Source organism: Nocardia neocaledoniensis (genome assembly GCF_003182135.1).
GTDB classification, from domain to species: domain Bacteria; phylum Actinomycetota; class Actinomycetes; order Mycobacteriales; family Mycobacteriaceae; genus Nocardia; species Nocardia neocaledoniensis.
Genome location: NZ_QGTL01000001.1, coordinates 756,590 through 780,053 on the forward strand (window position 1 = coordinate 756,590; position 23,464 = coordinate 780,053).

Annotated in this window: 18 protein-coding genes; 5 read left to right on the forward strand and 13 right to left on the reverse strand. The window is 68.5% G+C overall.

What is annotated here, in order from left to right:
• Positions 1 to 126: 126 nt before the first annotated feature.
• Entirely contained in the window at positions 127 to 1,392 is a 1,266-nt protein-coding gene (locus tag DFR69_RS03520) for an MFS transporter (protein ID WP_110035893.1), read from the forward strand.
• Here DFR69_RS03520 and DFR69_RS03525 read toward each other — a convergent pair whose 3' ends face one another.
• The 13 genes from DFR69_RS03525 to DFR69_RS34320 form a co-directional block, all read right to left on the reverse strand.
• The gene (locus DFR69_RS03525) at positions 1,393 to 2,037 is read right to left on the reverse strand and encodes an HAD family acid phosphatase (RefSeq protein ID WP_110035894.1); all 645 of its coding nucleotides are present in this window, start codon (positions 2,035 to 2,037) and stop codon (positions 1,393 to 1,395) included. It abuts the gene before it with no gap.
• A gap of 68 nt (positions 2,038 to 2,105) precedes the next feature.
• Positions 2,106 to 5,732 (reverse strand): chromosome segregation protein SMC, encoded by a 3,627-nt coding sequence (gene smc, locus DFR69_RS03530; RefSeq protein WP_110035895.1) that lies wholly within the window; start codon positions 5,730 to 5,732, stop codon positions 2,106 to 2,108.
• Positions 5,733 to 5,938: 206 nt separating this feature from the next.
• Positions 5,939 to 6,436 carry a DUF1707 SHOCT-like domain-containing protein gene (locus DFR69_RS03535; protein ID WP_110035896.1) on the reverse strand — a complete coding sequence of 166 codons (498 nt, stop codon included), beginning with the start codon at positions 6,434 to 6,436 and terminating at the stop codon, positions 5,939 to 5,941.
• Between the two features lie 86 nt (positions 6,437 to 6,522).
• The gene (locus DFR69_RS03540; protein WP_110035897.1) at positions 6,523 to 6,978 is read right to left on the reverse strand and encodes a DUF350 domain-containing protein; all 456 of its coding nucleotides are present in this window, start codon (positions 6,976 to 6,978) and stop codon (positions 6,523 to 6,525) included.
• Between the two features lie 37 nt (positions 6,979 to 7,015).
• Entirely contained in the window at positions 7,016 to 8,179 is a 1,164-nt protein-coding gene (locus tag DFR69_RS03545; RefSeq protein WP_110035898.1) for a glutathionylspermidine synthase family protein, read from the reverse strand.
• Positions 8,179 to 8,715, reverse strand: coding sequence for a hypothetical protein (locus DFR69_RS03550; protein ID WP_110036143.1), 537 nt, complete (start codon positions 8,713 to 8,715; stop codon positions 8,179 to 8,181). The genes DFR69_RS03545 and DFR69_RS03550 overlap by 1 nt, the downstream gene beginning before the upstream one ends.
• Before the next feature lie 223 nt (positions 8,716 to 8,938).
• Entirely contained in the window at positions 8,939 to 9,220 is a 282-nt protein-coding gene (locus DFR69_RS03555) for an acylphosphatase (protein ID WP_110035899.1), read from the reverse strand.
• A complete protein-coding gene (locus DFR69_RS03560; RefSeq protein WP_110035900.1) occupies positions 9,217 to 9,654 on the reverse strand; it encodes an OsmC family protein in 438 nt (145 codons plus the stop codon). The genes DFR69_RS03555 and DFR69_RS03560 overlap by 4 nt, the downstream gene beginning before the upstream one ends.
• Before the next feature lie 225 nt (positions 9,655 to 9,879).
• The gene (locus DFR69_RS03565) at positions 9,880 to 14,622 is read right to left on the reverse strand and encodes an NACHT and WD repeat domain-containing protein (protein ID WP_146229184.1); all 4,743 of its coding nucleotides are present in this window, start codon (positions 14,620 to 14,622) and stop codon (positions 9,880 to 9,882) included.
• 105 nt (positions 14,623 to 14,727) lie between these two features.
• A complete protein-coding gene (locus DFR69_RS03570; RefSeq protein ID WP_146229185.1) occupies positions 14,728 to 15,102 on the reverse strand; it encodes a hypothetical protein in 375 nt (124 codons plus the stop codon).
• 587 nt (positions 15,103 to 15,689) lie between these two features.
• Positions 15,690 to 16,484, reverse strand: coding sequence for a response regulator (locus DFR69_RS03575; RefSeq protein WP_244198056.1), 795 nt, complete (start codon positions 16,482 to 16,484; stop codon positions 15,690 to 15,692).
• Positions 16,485 to 16,504: 20 nt separating this feature from the next.
• Positions 16,505 to 19,036, reverse strand: a complete 2,532-nt coding sequence (locus DFR69_RS03580) for a sensor histidine kinase (RefSeq protein WP_110035903.1) — start codon at positions 19,034 to 19,036, stop codon at positions 16,505 to 16,507.
• Positions 19,033 to 19,197, reverse strand: a complete 165-nt coding sequence (locus tag DFR69_RS34320; protein ID WP_167456137.1) for a hypothetical protein — start codon at positions 19,195 to 19,197, stop codon at positions 19,033 to 19,035. The genes DFR69_RS03580 and DFR69_RS34320 overlap by 4 nt, the downstream gene beginning before the upstream one ends.
• A gap of 280 nt (positions 19,198 to 19,477) precedes the next feature.
• On the opposite strand from DFR69_RS34320, the gene DFR69_RS03585 reads away from it, so the two are divergent.
• The 4 genes from DFR69_RS03585 to kdpB are packed head-to-tail and all read left to right on the forward strand — an operon-like array spanning position 19,478 to position 23,464.
• Positions 19,478 to 19,561, forward strand: a complete 84-nt coding sequence (locus tag DFR69_RS03585; protein ID WP_110035904.1) for a potassium-transporting ATPase — start codon at positions 19,478 to 19,480, stop codon at positions 19,559 to 19,561.
• Positions 19,558 to 19,644 carry a potassium-transporting ATPase subunit F gene (locus tag DFR69_RS35465; RefSeq protein ID WP_110035905.1) on the forward strand — a complete coding sequence of 29 codons (87 nt, stop codon included), beginning with the start codon at positions 19,558 to 19,560 and terminating at the stop codon, positions 19,642 to 19,644. Before DFR69_RS03585 ends, DFR69_RS35465 begins: the two co-directional genes overlap by 4 nt.
• A complete protein-coding gene (kdpA, locus tag DFR69_RS03595) occupies positions 19,645 to 21,315 on the forward strand; it encodes a potassium-transporting ATPase subunit KdpA (RefSeq protein WP_110035906.1) in 1,671 nt (556 codons plus the stop codon). It begins immediately after the preceding gene.
• Between the two features lies 1 nt (position 21,316).
• Positions 21,317 to 23,464: a potassium-transporting ATPase subunit KdpB gene (gene kdpB, locus DFR69_RS03600; RefSeq protein WP_110035907.1), complete on the forward strand. Its 2,148-nt coding sequence runs from the start codon at positions 21,317 to 21,319 to the stop codon at positions 23,462 to 23,464.

The following is a 23,464-nucleotide window of genomic DNA, read 5'->3' on the forward strand; positions in this document are numbered from 1 at the left end:
ACCCGGCCCGCCGCTGTTCACCCCAGCCACCCGAGGTAGGTCGAGGACAACCGGGAGCGGGCAGCGCGACGGTGACGTCGGGATTCCGCCAGCGGTCGGGGCGGTGGATTTCTAGCGTCGGTCGACATGAAGACCGAACTCGTCGCGACGACGTGTCCCCGAACTCCGCTCGGTACCCCCGTGGTGCTCTTCCTGTCGCTGGCCGCGGCGTTGGGGACCGCGGCCATCTATCCCTTGCAACCCGCGATCGCGCAGGTGGCTGGCTCGGTGGAGGCTTCGATCGCCACCGTGGGGATCGCACTGGCCGGTGGGCCGGTCGGGTATCTGATCGGGCTCGCGCTCCTGGTTCCGCTGGTCGATCGGTTCCAGCCCGCGCGGGTGCTCGCCGGCCAGTTCGGGGTGCTCGCCGTCGCGTCGGTGGTGTGCGCGTGGGTCGCCGACGCGTGGCAGCTCGGGCTGCTGATGGGGATCATCGGCGCGTGTTCGGCGGTGGGCGCGGGGCTCAGCTCCGTGGCGGCCCGGCTCGCCCCGCCGGAGCGGCGCGCGACGATTCTCGGGATCGTGACCGCGGGGATCTCGGCGGGAATTCTGGCGGGACGGATCGTCGGTGGGTGGCTCGCCGACGAGATCGGCTGGCGGGGAACTCAATTGGCCTTCGCCGCCGCTTGTGCCGCTGTCGCGCTCGGGTGCCTGGCCGTGGTGCCGACCGCGCGGCGCGCGACCGAGCGCGGCTACCTCGCGACGCTGCGCTCCCTACCCGGGCTGCTGGTGCGTGACGCCACGCTGCGGCGCGCATCGGTTCGCGGCGCGTTGTGGTTCTTCGCGTTCTGCGCGGTGTGGAGCGGACTCGCGGTCGCGCTCGCCGAGCCGCCCTTCTCCTACTCCGCGGAACGGATCGGCCTGTACGCCCTGGCCGGGCTGTCGGGCATCGCGGCGACGCGGATCGCCGGCACGTGGACCGACCGGGTGGGTCCGCGCCGCGTGATCCTGCTCGGCCTCGCGGTGGCGGGAGCCGCGGCGCTCGGCCTGGGCGTCGGCCTCACCGACACCGTGGTGACGCTCGTCTGCCTCGCCCTGTTCGATGCCGGCCTGTTCGCCGCCCAGGTCGCGAACCAGAGCACGGTGCTGGCCATCGACCCGGCCTCGCCCGCCCGCTACAACAGCGCGTACATGGTGACGTACTTCGTGGGCGGCAGCCTCGGCACGGCCTTCGGCGCGGCCGCGGTGACGTGGTTCGGCTGGACCGCGACGGCCGCGATCGCGGCACTCGCCACCGCGATCGCGGCCGCCGTCGTCGCGATCGACCGGCGCCCGACAGGCGACGGACGCCGGATGGCCGGCGACCCCGAAGCACCGAGTACCGAGGGACGCGACGAGAATTCCCCGCGTTGATCAGTTCAGCGCACCGTCGTAGTCCGGGAACTTGAAGGTGCGTTCGGCGTGACCGCCGGACAGATCCGAGGGACTGTTGCCGATATTGGCGACGATCGTGTAGCCCTGGCTCTCGATGTCGGCCCGGCTGGCCGTCTTGTACTCGGCCAGCCCGGCATTGCCCGCCGACAGCGTGGTCGGCGCGCTGCCGTACAGCCCGTCGACCGGGTAGCCCACCGAGGTCAGGTTGGCTTCGGAGTAGGCGTTGACCAGGGCGGGACGACCGGTGACGAAGATGATCGCCGCGCCCTGCTGCTTCGCCCAGGTCGCCAGGCCGAGCACCGGCTGGATGGCCGGAATGATCAGGCCCGTGTTGTAGGTGGTCTCCAGGCTGGTGTTGTCGATGTCCAATACGATCGCGGGCTTCACCGCGCCGGGCAGACGAGTGGTCAAATAGGACTTGGCCTCCGCGACGACAGGCGTGATCTCGCTGATCCACTGCGAGTAGGGCGGCAACTCCGACTTGTCGCCCGACAGCGAGGACGACCCGTTGGACGACCCACCGCCCGACAACGACGAGGACCCGGTGTCGGCGGCGGCGCCGGGCAGGGGCGCGAGGAGCGCCGAGGCCAGCCCGGCGACGACGAATGCTGTAACACGTTTCATCTGCGGGACGCTAACAGCGCCGCCGAAGGGTCAGATGTGTTGCAATTTCACAATCTCGGTCAGTGGGACTAGGCGGGCGCGCCGACCGGATCGGCGTCCGCGACGTCGGCCCGGTTGAGACGCTGCGAGATCACCTGGGTGATGCCGTCGCCGCGCATGCTCACGCCGTAGAGCGCGTCGGCGATCTCCATGGTCGGCTTCTGGTGGGTGATGACGATCAGCTGGCTCTTCTCCCGCAGCTGCTCGAACAGGCCGATGAGCCTGCGCAGATTGGTGTCGTCCAGCGCCGCCTCGACCTCGTCCATCACATAGAACGGGGAGGGCCGCGCACGGAAGATGCTGACCAGCAACGCGACCGCGGTCAGCGACTTCTCGCCACCGGAGAGCAGCGACAGCCGCTTGACCTTCTTGCCCGGCGGCCTGGCCTCCACCTCGATGCCGGTGGTGAGCATGTCGGAGGGGTCGGTGAGCACCAGCCTGCCCTCGCCGCCGGGGAACAGCTTCGCGAACACCCCGACGAACTCGCGTTCCACATCGGCGTAGGCCTCGGTGAACACCTGCAGGATGCGGGCGTCGACCTCGGCCACCACGTCGAGGAGGTCCTTGCGCGCGTTCTTGACGTCCTCGAGCTGGGTGGCGAGGAAGTTGTAGCGTTCCTCGAGCGCCGCGAACTCCTCGAGCGCCAGTGGATTCACCTTGCCCAGCGTGCTGAGGTCCTTCTCGGCACGCTTGGCGCGACGTTCCTGGGAGGCGCGGTCGTAGGGCATCGGCTGCGGCGCGCTGACCTGCTCGCCGCGTTCCTTGGCGGCCTCGTACTCCTGCATCTCCAGCGCCGAGGGCGGCAGCGGGACATCGGGGCCGTACTCGGCGACCAGATCGCCCAGCGCGATGCCGAACTGTTCGGAGATGGTGGTCTCGAGCTGCTCGATGCGCAGCGCCGCTTGGGCTTTGGCCACTTCGTCGCGGTGCACGGCGTCGGTGAGCTGGGCCAGCTGGGTGGTCAGCGCCCGCGCGCGTTCCTTGACCTGTTCCAGCGCGGCGGCGCATTCCCCACGCCTGCGCACCAGCTCGTCGCGCCGGGCCGCGGCGGCCGCCACGACCTGTTCGAGCTCCCGCGCGACCTTGGCGCCGGATTCGGCGACCGCGGCGGCGACGGCGGCGGCCTGGCGGCGCGCGGCCTGCGCGCGTTCGGCGCGGGCCCTGGCGTCGCGTTCGGCGCGGGCGGCCCGGCGCAGCGAATCCGCTTTGCCGCGCACCGATTCCGCGCGTTCCTCGGCGGTGCGCACGGCGAGCCTGGCCTCGACCTCCATGGTGCGGGCCTCGGCGAGCGCGGCGGCGGCCTCCTCGCGCGCGCGGCCCGCGGTCTCGGTGCCCGCCGACCCGTAATCCTCGTCGCCGCCGTCGTGTTCGCTCTCGGCGTGACGCAGCCGGTCCTCGAGTTCGGCGAGGGAGGCCAGCGACTTCTCCCTGGCCGCTTCGGCTTCGGCGCGCTGGGTGGCCAGCCGCTCGCCCTCGGTCTGGGCGGCCCGGGCGGTCTGGCCGACGCGGGCCAGCCGGTCGTAGATCGCGAGCAGGGCCTGGTCGGATTCGTGCAGCGCCATCAGCGCGTGGTCGGCCGACTCCTTGCGGTCGGTCTGCTCGGCCAGCGCGCCGGCCAGCGCCGCCTCCAGCTCCTCGGCGCGGCGCTGCGCGGCCGCCAATTCGGCAGTGGCGGCATCGATCTCGGCCTGCACCTCGAGCTGGCTCGGCATCCGCTCGGAGCCGCCGACGAGCCATCCCGAGCCGGCCAGATCGCCGTCGCGGGTGACCACCCGCAGCTCCGGGCGCAGGGCGACCAGTTCGGTGGCGGTGGCCAGATCGTCGACGACCGCCACGCCCGCGGTGAGCGCGGCCAGCGCGGGCCGCACCGCCTCGGCCCCGTCGACCAGTTCGGCCAGCCAGCGCGCGCCGGCGGGCAGGCTGTCGCGCTCACCGGGCACCAAGCCGTCGGTGGCGAAGACGAACGCCACGCGCCCACCGTCACCCGAACGCAGTTCCCGCACGGCCGCGTCGGCGGCGGTGGCGGTTTCGGCGGTGATCGCGTCGGCCAGCGGGCCGAGCAGCGCGGCCACCGCGGCCTCGTAGCCGCTCTCGGCCCGCAGCCGGGCCGAGAGCCGGTCGCCGAGCCCGCTCACGCCGTGTTCGAGCAGCCAGGCCGCGCCGTCCTTGCGGGCCAGGTTCATCCCGAGCGCCTCGATGCGGGCACCGAGCCGGGCGACCAGCTTGCTCGCCTCCCGGTCCTGTTCGCGCAGCTCGCGCACGCGCTCGTCGGCCAGGTCGAGGGCGGCGACGGCGTGCTCGTGCTGGGCGTCGAGACCCTTCTCCCCCGCGTCGAGCTCGCCGAGTTCGTCCTGCACGAAGTCGTATTCGACCTGCGCGGCCTCGCCGCGGTGCCTGGCGTCGGCGATCGCGACCGAGAGCCGGGCGATCTCCGCGTCCACCGACTGCGCGCGGGTGCGCAGCGTCTCCACCTGGCCGGTCAGCCGGGCCAGGCCCTCGCGCCGGTCGGCGATGGCGCGCACGGCCGCCAGGTGGGCCTGTTCGGCGGCCTTGGCGGCGTGTTCGCGGTCGGCCAGCGCCTCGCGGGCGGCCTCGAGGGTCTCGGCGGCCATCTCGACCGCGTAGCGCAGTTCGGCTTCCTCGGCCTCGATCCGGTCGGCCTCGGCCTCGAGCTGGTCGGGGTCGCGGCCGGTGCCGATGGGCGTCTCGGTGTGCAGGTGCCTGGCCCGGTCACCGGCGATGCGGATGGTGGCGTTAACCCGTTCGGCCAGCGCCGAGAGCTGGAACCAGGTCTGGGCCGCCGCCTCGGCGCTCGGGCTCAACCGCGAGAGCTGGAACTCCTGCTGGGCGAGCGCGGCATTGGCGGCGTCGAGCTCGGACTGCACGTTGATCTGCTGCTCGCGGGCGTAGGCCTCCTTGCTGAGCTGGGATTCCAGCTCGCCGCGCCGGGTGACCAGATCGTCGGCGGCCAGCCGGAGCCTGGCGTCGCGCAGGTCGGCCTGCACGGTCTGCGCGCGCCGCGCCACCTCGGCCTGGCGGCCGAGCGGCTTGAGCTGGCGGCGCAGCTCGGTGGTGAGGTCGGTGAGCCGGGCGAGGTTGGCCTGCATCGCGTCGAGCTTGCGGACCGCCTTCTCCTTGCGCCTGCGGTGCTTGAGCACGCCCGCGGCCTCCTCGACGAACGCGCGCCGGTCCTCCGGGCGCGATTCGAGGATCGCCGAGAGCTGGCCCTGGCCGACGATGACGTGCATCTCGCGGCCGATGCCGGAGTCCGACAGCAGTTCCTGCACGTCCATCAGGCGGCAGCTGCTGCCGTTGATCTCGTACTCGCCCGCGCCGTCGCGGAACATCCGGCGGGTGATCGAGACCTCGGCGTAGTCGATGGGCAACGCGCCGTCGGAATTGTCGATCGTGAGCGTCACCTCGGCGCGCCCGAGCGGCGCGCGGCCGCTGGTGCCGGCGAAGATGACGTCCTGCATCTTGCCGCCCCGCAACGCCTTGGCGCCCTGTTCGCCCATCACCCAGGTGAGCGCGTCGACGACATTGGACTTGCCGGAGCCGTTGGGCCCGACGACGCAGGTGATCCCGGGTTCGAAGCGCAGCGTCGTCGCGGACGCGAAGGACTTGAAGCCCTTCAACGTCAAGCTCTTCAGATGCAAGAGCTCCCCCGCCTCTCCGCGATTCGGGCCAGACTCAGGTGCGGGGAGGCTTGTGCACGCGGCTGGCGGTCGTGTATCGGGTCGAGGTAGCCCGTCCCGACGAGTTACCCATGTACTCGCGTCAGACTATCGGACGGCGCCGATGGCCTCGGTAGGTGCGGGGGTGACGCGTCGCGCCACCGGCACGTGCCCGATGGCGAACCGGCTCAGTGCGGGCGGTGTGGGTTGTGTGGATCCATGTGCTGGGCGTGCTTCATCTGCTTCTGCAGCTGACGCAGGTGCGTCTGGGTGCCCGGCGTGGCCTCCCAGCCGGTGATGACGCGGAACAGCAGCACCGCGCCCCACGGTCCGATCACCCACATCGGCCAGAAGTAGGTGAGCTCCCCCGCCGTGAGCGAGATCAGGCCCCAGATGACCAGCACGATCACGCTCACGCCGAGCCAGCTGCCCGCCTCGATGCGCTGCCAGACGGGGACGCGCGGGGGCTTGGCGGGTACCGAGGTGGCGCCCTGCTGCTTGGTCAGCTCGGGGAGGTCGGACAGGACGACGGCGAGTTCGTCGCGCGTGGCGGTCGCGTAGACCTTGGCGACGCGCTGGTCGTACTCGGCCAGGTCGAGCCTGCCGTCGGCGAGGTGGGTGCCCAGCTGGGCGACGATCGCGTTGCGTTCGGCATCGGACGCGCGGGTACCGGGGGTGATGTCCATGCCGAGATCCTCTCGTTCACCGACCTGCGTGGACTGCTGAAACCAGCGTCCACCCTCCACTGTGTGATGTCAACCCCGGTAACGGGTCACAGAATGGCGAAGGCCACCACGAGGCCGAGCGCGAAGTGCGCGGCGGCGACCACCAGCACCTCCGGCGTGTAGGTGTCGGCGTGCAGGGTGCGGCCGATGTCGATGCCGGTGACCTTCTCGATGACCCGCACCGAGACCACCTGCGCGACGATGCCGACCAGGCCGTACACGACCGCCGCGATCAGCCCCTCCGACAGCTTGTTCACCCCGCCGGTGGCCAGCACGGCGAACACGACGATGAACGCCATGCTCACCATGCCCGCCGCCGAGACGATCAGCGCGTTGGGCTTGCCCGCGACGACCAGGTCGCGCAGCTTGCCCGGGGTGGTCAGGTCGATGGCGAAGAAGCCGATCAGCATCAGCGCCAGGCCGATCAGGCAGTACAGGATGATGGCGCCGACGCCTTCACCGAGCGCGCTCCAATAACCCGATTCCAGGGCGAGGGCGGTCATGGTGGTCCTTTCGAACAGTGTGTGCGGGGGTCAGGTGTCAGTCGACGATGCGATGGGGAACGAAGGCGGCGCCGTCGTCGGTGATGAGCCCGGCGGTCTCGCGGATGCCGAGACCGGCGGCGGTGTCACCCACGACCCACGCGCCGAGCACGGGCCGCATGCCGTCGAATTCCGGGAGCGGGTCCAGCAATTGGTAGACGTAGCCCTCGGCGCCGTACACGCCGCCGGTCGCGGTCTCCATGCCCGGACCGACGATCGTCATGTTGGCGCCCTCGCGGCCGAGCTTGGGCTTGCGGATGTATTCGGTGAGCTCGTTGGGGGTGTCCAGGTAGGCGGGCAGCAGGTTCGGATGTCCCGGGTACATCTCCCACAGGATCGCCAGGATCGCCTTGTTGCTGAGCAGCGTGGTCCACAGCGGCTCGATCCAGGTGGTCTCGGGGATGCTCGCGACGACGCGCTTGCCGAAGTCGTCGTCGAGGATCCACTCCCACGGATACAGCTTGAACACCGCTTCCATCGGCGCCTCGGCCAGATCGACGAACCGGTTCAGCTCGATGTCGAAACCGACCTCCTCGATCGGCAGCGCGACCGTGTCGAAGCCCGCCTCGGCGGCGGTCTCCTGCATGTAGGCGGTGGTCACGTTGTCCTCGCCGGTGGCGTCGGCGCCCGACCAGGTGAAGTGCAGTTCGGTGCCGGGCAGCACGTCGCGCAGCTCGGTCCAGCGCTCCACCAGCTTCTCGTGCAGCGAATTCCATTGGTCGCCACCGGGATACACCTGCTGCAGCCAGTGCCACTGGATGATCGCGGCCTCGAGCAGCGAAGTGGGCGTGTCGGCGTTGTACTCGAGCAGCTTGGCCGGGCGGCGCGCGTCGTAGCGCAGGTCGAAGCGCCCGTACACGTACGGGTCGCTGCGGCGCCAGGATTCGGTGATCGGGCCCCAGCTCCAGTCGGGCAGACCGAAGTCGGCGAACCGCTCGGTGAGCACCACCTGCTCGACCGCGTGCAGGCACATCGACTGCAGCAGTTCGACATCGGCCTCCAGCGCGAGGATCTCGTCCATCGAGAACTCGTAGTGCACCGATTCGTCCCAGTACGGGCGCGGCTGCCCGCTGGCATCGCGGCCGGGCGCGCCGTAGACGAGTCCCTGGCTCTCGATGATCTGTTGCCAGCCCGGTCGCGGCGTACTCGCCACCCGTCGCACTAGGACCCACTCCCGCCGGTCGATTTGCTGCCGAGGCCACCGCGCTGGATCGTGGTGCCGCTCTTGGTCGTGATGGTCGCGTTGCGTGGTTTCACCGAGCTGCCACCGACGGGCGGCTTGCCGATGGTCGGCGTGCCGCCGTAGTGGTACCGGTACTGCGGCCAGCCGAGCAGGATCAGGCTGCCCGCGCCACCGTGGCTGGAGTCGCTGCGGAAGTTGGTCTTACCGTCACCGCAGTTGTCGTCGGGGACGACGACCTCGTTGCCGTTCTGGTCGATCTGCACACACGAGGCCGTCACCTGGTCCGGGGCGGTGACCGCGCGATAGGCGAGGTAGCCGCCGCCGACCAGGGCGGCGACACCGACGACGGCCACGCCGCCGATCATCACGCGTTTCCTGGTGCGGCGCTTGGCCTCCGCGGCCTCGGCGGCCGCGCGCTGGGCCTGCTCGGCCTGTTTGCGCGCCTTGTCCCTGGCCCGCGCCTCGGCGACGGTCGGCGGCCGGGGTTCGGTGACGCCGGGCTCCTGCCGCGACACGCGCCCGGGCCGCGCGCCCTCGGGCGGCTGCGGTGCGGCGGGCGGCTGCTGCGGCATCGGCGGCCAGCCGGCGCCGGGATCGGGCGGTGTCCAGCCCGCGCCGGGATCCGGCGGCTGGTGCGGTGATCGTCCGGTGCCACCGCTGGGCGGCTGTTCCGGTTGATCGGGCGGACCAGGGTTCTGTGTGCTCACCGCTGCCGCCCCCTAGCCCCCGAAGTCACCACTAGCGCTCCTCGAATCCCGTCGTATCGCCCCGCGCGGGCTCCCAGCTTTCCACAACCAGGTCGACCCGACCAGGCGCATGGCCGGACCGTAGCAGTTCGAGAAGTTTCTCGCCCACCGTTCGTGGTCCCTCCGCGACGACGTGCACGCGACCGTCGCTGTGATTGCGCGCGTAGCCGGTGAGCCCGAGTTCGAGTGCGCGCGAGCGGGTCCACCACCGGAACCCCACGCCCTGCACCATCCCGTGCACCCAGGCACTCAACCGGACCGGGCCCTCGCTCATGCGTCGATGGCGAAGTTCAGCGTCACCTTCGTACCCGCCTTGAGGGTGCGGCCCACGGTGCACACCTTGTCGACGGCGCGCTGCACGGTGACCAGCAACCGCTCGCGCGCGGCCTCGTCGAGTTCGGACAGGTCCAGCTCGAAGACCTCGTCGAGCTGCGGGTACAGCTCGTTCTCGCGGTCGGCGTCGCCGGAGACGCGGATGGTGGCGTCGAAGTCGTCGCCGAGACGGCGCGAGAGCGGCAGGTCGGAGCTGAGGCCCGTGCAGGCGGCCAGCGCGATCTTGAGCAGCTCACCCGGGGTGAACGCGCCCTCCACGCCCTGCGAGGCGATCAGGACCTCGGCGCCACGATTGCTGCGTCCGGTGTACGCCCTGGTCCCGGTGCGCTCCACCCACAGTTCGGTGGGCGCGGTGGTCACATTCTGCTCAGCCATAACCCTGATCCTGGCATGTCCGCCTCCCCGCGACTCTGGCCGGTCGTGAAATCCGCGAGACTCGGACACCGGGCCGGCGGTTCGCCGGCACAAAAGCTCTGGGCGTGCCCGGCGAGTTACCGATGTACTTGCCTGAGGTGCCGCCGCTGGTCATAGCCCCTATTCTGTCGGGCCGTCCGTTTCCGGTTGACGTTTAGTGATGAGACTCATCCATCGGTTACGGGACTACTCACAAAGTCCAGCCCTCAGGTTCGGGGGAACGGTTTGGTCCCACTGGTCCGGTGCGGAGATCTGTGCGCGCCATGCGCATAGATACTTGACGAGTGCATCATTCTCGGCGGTGACACTGATATCCCATATTCTGGCGGGACTGCCGGGTGCGATAGCGATGAGAGTGGTGCCGTCTTCACTGAATAAAATAGTGTCGTCGTCGTTGATTTGCAGGATTGCGCGCTCGGCGGCGACATCCCATATCGTGAAGCCTTTACGTAAGTCCTCGGTAGCGATGATATCGGCGCGATCGGGGTGGAATTCCAGGTAGTTGCCGGTGGTGCCGGGTAGTTCGGCGATTCGGATGCCGGTGGTGGTATTCCACAACTGAACCAAGTTTGCGTCGCTGTAGGTGGCGGCGACCTCCCTGTCTGTGTGGAATTTCAGGTCGTTGCCGGTGGTGCCGGGTAGTTCGGCGATTCGGGTACCGGTGGCGGTATTCCACAACTGGACCAGGCCCCGCCCGCCGGAGGTGGCGGCGACCTCCCTGTTGGGGTGGAACTCCAGGTAGTTGCCGGTGGTGCCGGGTAGTTCGGCGATTCGGGTACCGGTGGCGGTATTCCACAGCTGGACCAGGGAGACTCCGTCGCTGGAGGATTTGTAAGTAGCGACGACCTCCCCTTTGGAGTGGAATTCCAGGCCGTTGCCGATTGTGCCGGGTAGTTCGGCGATTCGGATGCCGGTGGCGGTATTCCACAACTGGACCAGGGCGCCTGCGTCGCCGGAGGAGTCGTAGGTGGCGACGACCTCTCCGTCGGGTTGGAATATCAGGTCGTTGCCGGTGGTGCCAGGTAGTTCGGCGATTCGGGTACCGGTGGCGGTATTCCACAGCTGGACCAGGGAGACTCCGTCGATATAGCGGCTGTAGGTGGCGACGACCTCTCCGTCGGGTTGGAATATCAGGTCGTCGCCGGTGGTGCCAGGTAGTTCGGCGATTCGGGTACCGGTGGCGGTATTCCACAGCTGGACTAGGCCCTGCCTGCTGTAGGTGGCGACGATTTCCCTGTCAGGTTGAAATTCCAGGCTGTTGCCGTTGGTGCCGGGTAGTTCGGCGATTCGGGTACCGGTGGCGGTATTCCACAGCTGGACCAGACCTACGTCGCTGGAGGTGGCGGCGACCTCCCTGTCGGGGTGGAATACGAGGCTGTTGTCGTTGGTGCCGGGTAGTTCGGCGATTCGGATGCCGGTGGCGGTATTCCACAGCTGGACCAGGTGGCCCGCATCGCTGTAGGTGGCGGCGATTTCCCTGTCGGGGTGGAATTCCAGGCGGCTGCCGTTGGTGCCGGGTAGTTCGGCGATTCGGATGCCGGTGGCGGTATTCCACAGCTGGACCAGGCCTGCGTCGCTGGAGGTGGCGACGACCTCACCGCCGGAGCTGACTGATCTCGGATAGCGCCCGGGCGGCAGTTTTTCCACACTTCGATTTATTGAAAGGTCCCACAGCTGGACCAGGCTCTCTTTGCCGGAGTTGTAGGTGGCGGCGATCTTGCCGTTGGGCCGCAATACGAGGCTGTTGCCGTTGGTGCCGGGTAGTTCGGCGATTCGGGTACCGGTGACGGTATTCCACAGCTGGACCGGGCCTCCGTCGCTGGAGGTGTTGGAGGTGGCGGCGACCTCACTGCCGGGGTGGAATTCCAGGTCGTTGCCGTTGGTGCCAGGTAGTTCGGCGATTCGGATGCCGGTGACGGTATTCCACAGCTGGACCGGGCCTCCGTCGCTGGAGGTGTTGGAGGTGGCGGCGACCTCACTGCCGGGGTGGAATTCCAGGTCGTTGCCGTTGGTGCCAGGTAGTTCGGCGATTCGGGTACCGGTGACGGTATTCCACAGCTGGACCAGGCCTCTTCCGTGACTGGAGCGGCTGGAGGTGGCGGCGACCTCACTGCCGGGGTGGAATACGAGGCTGTTGTCGTTGGTGCCGGGTAGTTCGGCGATTCGGGTACCGGTGGCGGTATTCCACAACTGGACCAGGCCCCGCCCGCCGGAGGTGGCGGCGACCTCCCTGTTGGGGTGGAACTCCAGGTAGTTGCCGGTGGTGCCGGGTAGTTCGGCGATTCGGGTACCGGTGGTGGTATTCCACAGCTGGACCACTCCGTCACTGGAGGGGCTGTAGGTGGCGGCGATTTCCCTGTCAGGTTGGAATTCCAGGCTGTTGTCGTTGGTGCCGGGTAGTTCGGCGATTCGGATGCCGGTGGTGGTATTCCACAGCTGGACCAGGGCGCCTCCGTCGCCGGAGGAGTCGTAGGTGGCGACGACCTCCCTGTCGGGTTGAAATTCCAGGTCGTCGCCAGTGGTGCCGGGCAGTTCGGCGATTCGGATGCCGGTGGCGGTATTCCACAACTGGACCAGGTTTGCGTCGCTGTAGGTGGCGACGACCTCCCTGTCTGTGTGGAATTTCAGGTCGTTGCCGTTGGTGCCAGGTAGTTCGGCGATTCGGGTACCGGTGGCGGTATTCCACAGCTGGACTAGGCCCTGCCTGCTGTAGGTGGCGACGATTTCCCTGTCAGGTTGAAATTCCAGGCTGTTGCCGTTGGTGCCGGGTAGTTCGGCGATTCGGGTACCGGTGGCGGTATTCCACAGCTGGACCAGGGCGCCGCCGTCGCTGGAGGAGTTGTAGGTGGCGGCGATCTCCCTGTCGGGGTGGAATACCAGCCTGTTGCCGGTGGTGCCGGGTAGTTCGGCGATTCGGGTACCGGTGGCGGTATTCCACAGCTGGACCAGGTGGCCCGCATCGCTGTAGGTGGCGGCGATCTCCCTGTCGGGGTGGAATACCAGGCTGTTGCCGGTGGTGCCGAGGAGCTCGCGCCCGGTTGGCAGTGGGTTGAGCGCCGCAGCTCGCATGGCGGCGCGGGCTTCGTCGCTGGCGTGGACGCGCCATGCGGTCAGGGCGGCGAGGCGGGAGGCGGTGGGTTTGGTGTTGGCGAGGAGTTGACTTTGGCCGATCAGGTCACGAGCGACAGCGATCCGGGTCTGCAGGTCCGCTTCTCGGCTTCGTTGGACCGCGACTCCTGCGACGATGGTGAGGGCGACAACGAGGAACAGCAGCACAGCCGTGAAGGCGCGTCGCTGCAGGGTCCGGCGCCGGTCAGCGTGAGTCGAAGCGGCAAGGAATTCCTGCTCGAGGTCCGAGAGCCGGTGGTGGTGGCGTGGGTCGTTGTTCGTGCGAGTGGTAGTTGCGGTGGCGGTCTCCAGAACGCTGCCAGTGTAGAGGTGGGCCTTGTCCCGGGCGTCACTGTTCCAGGTGATGGCGGCGGTGTGTAGGCGAGTAAGGACCGTACGGTCGGCGCGGGTATCGGCGAGCCATTCGTCGCGCAGCCGAGGCCAGGTCGCGAGGAGGACTTCGTGGCTGATCTCGACGGTGCCAATACCCAGCGTGATCAGACGCTGGTCAGCGAATGCCTCCAGCACCGCTTCTACATCCCGCGCGTCGTCTCCGGTGGTGGTGGTGAGCTCGGTGCGTGTGACACGGTCGGCAGTGTCGGTGCCGTCCGCGCCGACGACGGTCAGCCGCGTGAACACCTTGCGTGCGATCAGTTGCTGTCGCGGGGTGAGATCGGTGTAGACGGCGTCGGCGGCTCGGGCGACGGCGGTGTCGATGCCACCGACTGCTTCGTAGTCGGCCAGAGTAAGGGTGTCGCCACTGTGTTGACGCCAGGCTCGGTCGAGAGCGTCGGATACCAATGGCAGTACTCTGGCGCCGGATATCGGTCCGCTGGTGGTGTTGTCGGCGGTGCGAGAGGCAGCGCGGACCTCGCGGATGAGGTGGTCGGTGAGTTCGTCTTCGACTCGTGATTTGGCTGCTTTGGCGGGTTCGGTGATGGCCAGGCGGAGTTGGAGCTCGGTCATCGAGGTGAGCAGGCAACGACTCTGGATCGTGTCGGCCAAGCCGTCGAGCTCGGCGCAACGGGCCTCGAAATCAGCACGTACCACGATCAGCACCAACGCCGCCGGTGCCCCGGTCTCGGTATCCGGGCAGGTGGCTGCCGCATGTAAGGCAGCGACGAATCGTTCCCGTTCGGCGTGGTCGGTGCACTGGGTATAGATCCGTTCGAACTGATCGATCACCACCAACAATCGACGACTCGGATTCTGCGACGCTCCCGATGCCGTGCCGGTCGTTGCAATTTGGGCGGCGGTGACCGCGAACGACCTAGGATCTCGTTCGAGTTCCTGTTGCAGCGACACCGCACTGAGTCCGGTGGTCGCGCGGGCCGTCGCCAACGCGAGATCCTTGACCGGGGAGCTGCCAGGGCTAAACACCACCGACCGCGGCCACTCTTGCGCACCCGGTAGGCCAGTCGGGGTGCCGGCACGGATACGGGGTAAGACCCCGGCACGGACTAGCGAGGTCTTTCCGGAACCGGAGACCCCGCCCACCGCCACGATCCGCGGCTCGGTCAGTGCGGCCTCCAACTGGTCCATCACCTCGGCGATGGCGTGCTCGCGACCAAAGAACAGGGGTGCGTCGTGCTCGTCGAACCAGCTCAGACCGCGATATGGGAACTCGACACGGCCGCCAGAGGTGATCATGGGGCCAGGCGCGGGCCGATCCAGCACGCCCTGGTAGTTGTTGTAGATCGTGACGTTCGCGGTGGTGTGGTCACCGATTACCACGCCTTGGCTGTGACGGGCATCGACTGATTGCGCGCCTCCTACCGATATCCCCGGGTCGTCAAGCCCATCGGCAGGTTCCAGATCCATCGTTCCCCTTCAGCGGCCGTACTGGCTTGCGCGCCGACACCACAGTCTCGACCCGCTCGAATCCACGAAAGATTCGGCGACACTTACGGTATCGAGCCGTGAAATCTATTCAGTGGTGTGGTTGTGGAAGGTGACGTTCATCGTGCCGCTGTCACCAGCGTGCACACCCTGAGCGTGCCGCAGATCGTTGTACACCTGCTTGGTCGGTGCTACGTCCAGTACACGCTGCGCCAACGTCCGAACTTCGGCGTCCTCGACGACCTCGGCCCGCACCACTGCGGCCTCGACGGCCGCACGATCGGCGCCTGCAGCCGATTCGTTCGCCTCGATCGCGGTCAGTACTGACTCGTCGTGGCCGTCCCCGACCACCCGACGCCGCAACGCCACATACGCATCCCGCACCAACGCAGACGCCGCGTCCTGCCCACCCGCAGCAGCACCAGCGATCAACGCGGTCACGATAATCGTCAGCGGATCCATCCCCATCCCCTTCCAAAAATGTTGTAGGGCAAGGCTACACACGCGCTCCATCAAATGTCGGCCGACGAGGATGTTTGGACATTCTCTGATTCGGTCTGTGAGCTTATTTGTGTTCCGTTCCGTCGCAGCGTGGTCGGTGGCTCTAGTCAGGATGTGCGTGGCGGGCGGCGGATTCGAACAGCCATCGTTCGATGATGTCGGCGCGGGACGCGCCGGTGGCGTCGGCCCAGCGGCGGAGGATTTGGTTGTAACGCTAGTAGGCCGCAGTGAGCGCCGTCATGGGCCGACGCCCATTAGATCGTCCCAGCCATTCAACCCGCGCACGGAGCGGTTGCCGCCGAACCGTCGTCGCTTGTCATCAAACCTGCCATTTAATGTCTGATGTCGACCAACGACGTTCACTGACGCCAACACTACCAATCAATGTCGCCCACATGAGCCGCGAACGTGCAGCATATCCGCAGGTCAGGGGGTCACGGCGTCATGCTCACCCAACCCCGTTTGCTCTTGACAACAACACCAACCGCAAGCTACCCGATGCGAGTACATGGAGTTACCCATGTACTCACGAAATCCCGCGACCGGTCTCATTCCTGGAACCGGTACCCCATCCCCGCTTCGGTCAGTAAGTGCTTGGGGTGGGCCGGGTCGTCCTCGAGCTTGCGCCGCAGCTGGGCGAGATAGACACGCAGGTAGTGCGTTTCGGTGGCGTAGGCAGGGCCCCACACCTCGCGCAGGAGTTCCTTGCGCCCCACCAGCTTTCCCCGATGACGCACCAGCATCTCGAGCATGCCCCACTCGGTGGGCGTCAGATGGACCGGCTCGCCCCGCTTTGTCACCTTCTTGGCGACCAGATCGACGGTGAAGGCGTCGGTGACGACCACCGGATCGGCGGCCTCGACCTCCGTCGCCCCGCGCCGGACCGCCGCCCGCAGCCGGGCCAGCAGCTCGTCCATGCCGAACGGCTTGGTGACGTAGTCGTCGGCGCCCGCGTCGAGCGCTTCGACCTTGTCGGCGGAGTCGGTGCGTGCCGAGAGCACGATCACCGGCGCCGAGGTCCAGCCGCGCAGCCCGGCGAGCACCTCGATACCGTCGATATCGGGCAGACCGAGGTCGAGAATCACCACGTCGGGGTGTTTCTCGGCGGCGGCGCGCAGCCCGGCGGCCCCGTTGCCCGCGGTGATGACCTCGTACCCGCGTACCGACAGGTTGATCCGCAGCGCGCGCACGATCTGCGGTTCGTCGTCGATCACCAGTACCTTGACCGGAGCCGGCTCCGTGTCCGCGCGATCGCGGGCCTGGCCCTGGTGTGCCGGCGTGTCGCGCCGACGGCCGGGCCCCGATCCCGGCGGCGCAGCGTCGGTCCCCGATGTGTTGCCCATGTCCTCACTTTCCTCGTATGTCACTGCGCGGCGCCATCGGGACCGCCCACATCCTCGACCGGAGCCGGGGCGCCCGCGGGCAGGTCCACCAGCATGGTCAGCCCGCCACCCGGCGTCGGTTCGGCGCGGACGGTGCCGCCCATCGCCTCGACGAATCCGCGCACGACCGAGAGGCCGAGTCCGACGCCGGTGGTGTTGTCGCGGTCACCCAGCCGCTGGAAGGGCTCGAACAGCTGCTCCTCGGTTCCGGCGGGGACCCCGGGGCCCACGTCGACGACGGCGATCGACACCCGGTCGCCGTCGTGCTCGGCGGTCACCCGGACAGGCGTGTCGCGCCCGGCGTGCCGTAGCGCGTTGTCGATCAGATTGGCCAGGACGCGTTCGAGCAGTCCGCTGTCGGCGAGCACGGAGACCTCGCCCACGTCCACCTTCACCCGGTCCATCGCGGCCCGACGGAGGCCACGCGTGCCCATCCCGACACTCACCAGCGCGCGATGCACCGCCTCGTCCATGTACACCTGCCGCAGCTGCGGCGTGACCACGCCGACCGCGAGCCGCGAGGAGTCGAGCAGGTTGCCCACCAGCGCGGTGAGCTGGTCGACCGATTCCTCGATGGCCTCCAGCAGCTCGCCGGTGTCCTCGGCCGAGAACTCGATGTCGTCGCTGCGCAGACTCGACACGGCGGCCTTGGCCCCGGCCAGCGGCGTGCGCAGATCGTGGCTGACCGCGGAGAGCAGCGCCCGGCGCAGCCGGTCGGCCTCGAGCAGCGCGGCCGCGGCTCCCGCCTCCTCGGCCAGCCTCGCCTGCCGCACCAGCCCGACCGCCTGATTGGCGACCGCGTTGAGCACCGGCCGGTCGGCGGCGCTGAGCGAGCGGCCTGCCAGCAGCAGCTGACTGCGCGCGTCGCCCGCCTCGATGACGGTGTCGGCCTCCGATCCGCTCGTCGGCGCCGTCGGCCCGACGGAGGCGACGACCTGGTCGCCGCACCGCAGGCTCACCGCGCGGAGTCCGTAGGTCTCGCGCACCTGCTCGAGCAGCTTCGGCAGATCGGCGCCGTGCAGCACCGAGCCCGCGAACATGGTCAGCAGCTCGGCCTCGCGGGAGGCCTTGCGCGCCTGCATCGTTCGCTTGGCCGCCATGTCCACCAGGGCCGCGACCGCCACCGCGACGATGAGCAGCACGACCACCGTCACGGCATTGTCCGGCTCGGCCACGGTGAGGCTGTAGCGCGGCGCGGTGTAGAACCAGTTCAGCAGCAGCCCCGAGAGCAGCGCCGACAGCCCGGCGGGCACGACACCGCCGAACAGCGCCACCGCGACGACGCCGACGACGAAGATCGCGCTGAGCCCACCGAGCTGCAGGGTGCCGTCGAGCAGCCACCCGCACAGCACGCTGACCACGACGGGCACGACGATCGCCGCCAGCCAGGACGCGACCGGTCGGCGCGGGCGCAGCCAGTGCATCCGCAGGCCGCGGTGGGCCTGCTCGTGGGTCACCATGTGCACGTCGATCTTGCCCGAGCGCTGCACGACCGTGGAGCCGATGCCCTCGTCGAGCATCCTGGCCCACCGCGAGCGCCGCGAGGTGCCGAGCACGAGTTGGGTGGCGTTGACCTCGCGCGCGAAGTCGAGCAGCGCGGTGGGGACGTCGTCACCGGTCACCGTGTGCAGCGAGGCGCCGAGGCCGGTGGCCAGCTCGCGGAGTTTGGCCATCCGCGCGGTGGAGACCCCGGCCAGCCCGTCCCCGCGCACCACGTGCACGACCACCAGATCGGCGCTGGACTTCGAGGCGATCCGGCCCGCCCTGCGCACGATCGTCTCCGATTCGGGCCCACCGGTGACCGCGACGACCACGCGTTCGCGCGCCTCCCAGAGCTCGGTGATCTTGTGATCGGCCCGGTACTTCGCCAGCGCGGCATCGACCTGATCGGCCAGCCACAACAGCGCCAGTTCGCGCAGCGCGGTCAGGTTGCCTGGGCGGAAATAATTGCGCAGGGCCGCGTCGATCTTGTCGGCGGCGTAGACGTTGCCGTGGGAGAGCCTGCGCCGCAACGCTTCCGGCGTGAGGTCGACCAGCTCGACCTGATCGGCGCCGCGGACCACCGCGTCGGGGACGGTCTCGCGCTGCTCGATCCCGGTGATCTGCTGGACGACGTCGTTGAGACTCTCCAGGTGCTGCACGTTGACCGTCGAGATGACGTCGATGCCGGCGGCGAGCAACTGCTCGACGTCCTGCCAGCGCTTCTCGTGCACACTGCCCGGCGCGTTCGTGTGCGCCAGCTCGTCGACGAGCACGACGGCGGGCTTGCGCGCCAGCACGGCGTCGACGTCGAGTTCCGGCAGCTCTGTGCCCCGGTAGGCGATCAGCTTGGGCGGAATCCGCTCGATGCCCTCGAGCAGTTCGGCGGTCTTCTTCCGGCCGTGGGTCTCCACCACGGCCGCCACCACATCGCGTCCGCGTTCCAGCCGCCGGTGCGCCTCGCCGAGCATGGCGTAGGTCTTGCCGACGCCCGGCGCGGCACCGAGGTAGATGCGCAGTTGTCCGCGTTTCACCTGTCCATCATCGCGTGTCGCGGGGCCGCGGCCGTCGGCCGGACCGGCAACACATCGATCACCGTCATCGGGGCGTGCGCGGCGTTCCACCGCCCGAGCGCCCTGATCACCAGCAGCGCGGCGACGAAACCGACGATCACCGCAATGGTCACTGCAGACACCGCGATCCTTCTTTCCGTGAACGGGACCGGCCGCGACGATCGCGGGACCGGCGCCTCACTTTCTACCGCCGCGCACCGGCTCCGACCTCGATCTTTACGGCGTGTTGACGGCTAACCGGCCCGCCTTGACGGGATCCTCACACCGGCCGCGGCCGTCGGCGTCAACATTCCGCAAAGGCCGTGCCGCCCGGCGCTAAGGAGTCGTAAGGAAACCACGCCGAGCCCCCTTCCGGAGTTTCACTCACTAGGCGCTCCACGTCGGAGCGCAAGGAGGTTGGAAATGTCTGTCGTGGTGTTCACGGTGCTCACCGTGGCGATCTTCGCGCTGCTGGGCGTGATCCAGCGAGGGGTGGAGAAGCTGTGATCGCGAACCTTGTCGGTCTGGCTCTGGCCGTTCTCGTCGCCGTGTACATGGTCGCGGCGCTGCTCTTCCCCGAGAGGTTCTAGGTGAACACGACAACAGCGGGGATCGCGTTCGTCGCGGCCCTGGTCATCACGCTGGCCCTGGTCCACGTGCCGCTCGGCGACTACATGTACCGCGTCTACAGCAGTGACAAGCACTCCCGCGCCGAGCGGCTGATCTACCGCGCCATCGGCGCGAAACCGGAGGTCGAGCAGACCTGGCCGGTCTACGCCCGCAGCGTGCTGGCGTTCTCGGCGGTCGGCATCCTGTTCCTGTTCTTCTTCCAGCTGGCGCAGGGTGCGCTGCCGCTGCACCTGAACGACCCCGGCACCGAGCTGACGCCGGCGCTGGCCTGGAACACCGCCGTCAGCTTCGTGACGAACACGAACTGGCAGAACTACTCCGGTGAGTCCACCCAGGGCCACCTGGTGCAGATGGCCGGCCTGGCGGTGCAGAACTTCGTCTCCGCGGCCGTCGGCATGGCGGTGGCGGTGGCGCTGGTGCGCGGCTTCGCGCGCCGCCACACCGGTGACCTCGGCAACTTCTGGGTCGACCTGGTGCGCGGCACCCTGCGGATCCTGCTGCCGATCGCGTTCGTCTTCGCGATCGTGCTGGTCGCCGGCGGCCTCATCCAGAACTTCCACCTGCACGATCAGCTCGCCCAGACCATCGGCGGCACCGAGCAGATGCTGACCGGCGGCCCCGTGGCCAGCCAGGAGGTCATCAAGGAACTCGGCACCAACGGTGGCGGCTTCTACAACGCCAACTCGGCGCATCCGTTCGAGAACGCGAGCACCTGGACGAACTTCCTGGAGATCTTCCTGCTCCTGGTGATCTCGTTCTCGCTGCCGCGCACCTTCGGCCGGATGGTCGGCAGCAGCAAGCAGGGTTTCGCGATCGTCGCGGTGATGGGCACGATCGCGCTGATCAGCGTCGGGCTGACCAACCTGTTCCAGCTGCAGCACCACGGCACGGTGCCGACCGCGATCGGCGCGTCCATGGAGGGCGTGGAAACCCGCTTCGGCGTGGCGAACTCGGCCACCTTCGCGGCCTCGACCACGCTCACCTCGACCGGCGCGGTGGATTCGTTCCACGATTCCTACACCAGCCTCGGCGGCCTGATGACGATGTTCAACATGCAGCTGGGCGAGGTGGCGCCCGGCGGCGTCGGCTCCGGCCTGTACGGCATGCTGATCCTCGCCGTGATCACGGTGTTCGTGGCGGGCCTGATGGTCGGCCGCACGCCGGAGTATCTCGGCAAGAAGATCACTCCGCGCGAGATCAAGCTGGCCGCCTCCTACTTCCTGGTGAGCCCGCTGATCGTGCTGATCGGCACGGCCATCGCGATGGCCATGCCCGGCCAGCGTGCGAGCATGCTCAACAGCGGGCCGCACGGTCTCTCAGAAGTGCTGTACGCCTTCACCTCCGCGGCCAACAACAACGGTTCCGCCTTCGCCGGTCTCACCGGCAACACCGAGTGGTTCAACACCGCCCTCGGCCTCGCGATGGCGTTCGGCCGGTTCCTGCCGATCATCTTCGTGCTGGCGCTGGCCGGTTCGCTGGCCCAGCAGGGCTCCACTCCCGCGTCGATCGGCACGCTGCCGACGCACCGGCCGCAGTTCGTCGGCATGGTCGTCGGCGTGACCGTGATCCTGGTCGCGCTCACCTTCCTGCCCGCCCTCGCGCTCGGGCCGCTCGCCGAAGGAATTCACTGAAATGACCAGTCCCACCCTCGAAACACCGGCCGCGCCGCGGCCCGAGCACCGGACCAAGGGCGTGCAGAAGGGCGTCCTCGAGCCGAAGCTGCTGCTCACTTCGCTGCCCGACGCACTGCGCAAACTCGATCCGCGCACGCTGTGGAAGAACCCCGTCATGCTGATCGTCGAGGTCGGCGCGGTGTGGTCGACCATCCTCGCGATCGCCGATCCGAGCTTCTTCGCCTGGGCGATCGTGGTCTGGCTGTGGCTGACCGTCGTGTTCGCCAACCTGGCCGAGGCCGTCGCCGAAGGACGCGGCAAGGCGCAGGCCGACACCCTGCGCAAGGCCAAGACCGACACCGTCGCCCGCCGGCTGGCCGACTGGACCCCCGGCGGCCGCATCGTCGAGGAGCGCGTCGCCGCTCCCGAACTGCGCCGCGGCGACTACGTCGTGGTCGAAGCCGGACAGGTCATCCCCGGTGACGGCGACGTCGTCGAAGGCATCGCCTCGGTCGACGAATCGGCCATCACCGGCGAATCCGCGCCGGTGATCCGCGAATCCGGCGGCGACCGCTCGGCGGTCACCGGTGGCACCACGGTGCTCTCGGACCGGATCGTCGTGCGGATCACCCAGGAGCCGGGCGCCAGCTTCATCGACAAGATGATCGCCCTCGTCGAAGGCGCCAGCCGCCAGAAGACGCCGAACGAGATCGCGCTCAACATCCTGCTGGCCGCGCTGACGATCATCTTCGTGTTCGCGGTGACCACGTTGCAGCCGCTGGCGATCTTCGCCAAGTCGAACAACCCCGGGGTGCCGGACACCTCGGCGTTGGACGCACACGGCATCACCGGCATCGTGCTGGTCTCGCTGCTGGTCTGCCTCATCCCGACCACCATCGGCGCGCTGCTCTCGGCCATCGGCATCGCCGGCATGGACCGCCTCGTGCAGCGCAATGTGCTGGCCATGTCGGGCCGCGCGGTCGAGGCCGCCGGTGACGTGAACACCCTGCTGCTGGACAAGACCGGAACCATCACCCTCGGCAACCGCCAGGCCGCCGAATTCGTGCCGATGCCGGGCATTCCCGACGACGAGCTGGCCGACGCGGCACAGCTGTCCAGCCTCGCCGACGAGACGCCGGAGGGGCGCTCGATCGTCGTGTTCGCCAAGCAGGCGTTCAACAAGCGGGAACGCTCGGCGGGCGAACTGCCAGGGGCCACCTGGGTGGAGTTCACCGCGCAGACCCGCATGTCCGGTGTCGATCTCGCCGACGGGCACCAGCTGCGCAAGGGGGCAGCGGGTGCGGTCACCGAATGGGTTCGCGCCCAAGGCGGTTCGGTGCCGGCGCAGGCCACTGAGATCGTCGACGGCATCTCCGCCTCGGGCGGCACGCCACTGGTGGTCGGTGAGGTCAAGGACGGCACCCCGCGTCTGCTCGGCGTCATCCACCTCAAGGACGTCGTCAAGCAGGGCATGCGCGAACGCTTCGACGAGATGCGCCGGATGGGCATCCGCACCGTCATGATCACCGGTGACAATCCGTTGACCGCCAAGGCGATCGCCGACGAGGCGGGCGTGGACGATTTCCTCGCCGAGGCCACGCCGGAGGACAAACTCGCCCTCATCAAGAAGGAGCAGGACGGCGGCCGGCTGGTCGCCATGACCGGCGACGGCACCAACGACGCGCCCGCCCTGGCCCAGGCCGACGTGGGCGTGGCGATGAACACCGGCACCTCGGCCGCCAAAGAGGCGGGCAACATGGTCGATCTGGACTCGGACCCGACCAAACTGATCGAGATCGTCGAGATCGGCAAGCAGCTGCTGATCACTCGTGGCGCGCTCACCACGTTCTCCATCGCCAACGACATCGCCAAGTACTTCGCGATCATTCCGGCGTTGTTCGTGGCACTGTTCCCCGGCCTGGACGCGCTCAACATCATGCGCCTGGCCAGCCCGCAGTCGGCGATCCTGTCCGCGGTCGTCTTCAACGCGATCATCATCGTGGCGCTGATTCCGCTGGCGCTGCGCGGTGTCGACTACCGGCCGAGCAACGCCTCGACGTTGTTGAGCCGCAATCTGACGATCTACGGCCTGGGCGGCATCATCGCGCCGTTCCTCGGCATCAAGATCATCGACCTGCTCGTCCAACTCCTCCCCGGGATGTCCTGA

Excerpts from the sequence above, each read along its gene's own strand:
- DFR69_RS03525 (WP_110035894.1), bottom strand. The coding sequence starts at position 2,037 with ATGAAACGTGTTACAGCATTCGTCGTCGCCGGGCTGGCCTCGGCGCTC.
- DFR69_RS03555 (WP_110035899.1), bottom strand. The coding sequence starts at position 9,220 with ATGAGCGAGGGCCCGGTCCGGTTGAGTGCCTGGGTGCACGGGATGGTG.
- DFR69_RS03585 (WP_110035904.1), top strand. The coding sequence starts at position 19,478 with ATGTCTGTCGTGGTGTTCACGGTGCTCACCGTGGCGATCTTCGCGCTG.
- DFR69_RS03565 (WP_146229184.1), bottom strand. The coding sequence starts at position 14,622 with ATGGATCTGGAACCTGCCGATGGGCTTGACGACCCGGGGATATCGGTA.
- DFR69_RS03540 (WP_110035897.1), bottom strand. The coding sequence starts at position 6,978 with ATGACCGCCCTCGCCCTGGAATCGGGTTATTGGAGCGCGCTCGGTGAA.
- kdpB (WP_110035907.1), top strand. The coding sequence starts at position 21,317 with ATGACCAGTCCCACCCTCGAAACACCGGCCGCGCCGCGGCCCGAGCAC.
- DFR69_RS03575 (WP_244198056.1), bottom strand. The coding sequence starts at position 16,484 with ATGGGCAACACATCGGGGACCGACGCTGCGCCGCCGGGATCGGGGCCC.
- DFR69_RS03570 (WP_146229185.1), bottom strand. The coding sequence starts at position 15,102 with ATGGATCCGCTGACGATTATCGTGACCGCGTTGATCGCTGGTGCTGCT.
- DFR69_RS03535 (WP_110035896.1), bottom strand. The coding sequence starts at position 6,436 with ATGGACATCACCCCCGGTACCCGCGCGTCCGATGCCGAACGCAACGCG.
- DFR69_RS03560 (WP_110035900.1), bottom strand. The coding sequence starts at position 9,654 with ATGGCTGAGCAGAATGTGACCACCGCGCCCACCGAACTGTGGGTGGAG.
- DFR69_RS03520 (WP_110035893.1), top strand. The coding sequence starts at position 127 with ATGAAGACCGAACTCGTCGCGACGACGTGTCCCCGAACTCCGCTCGGT.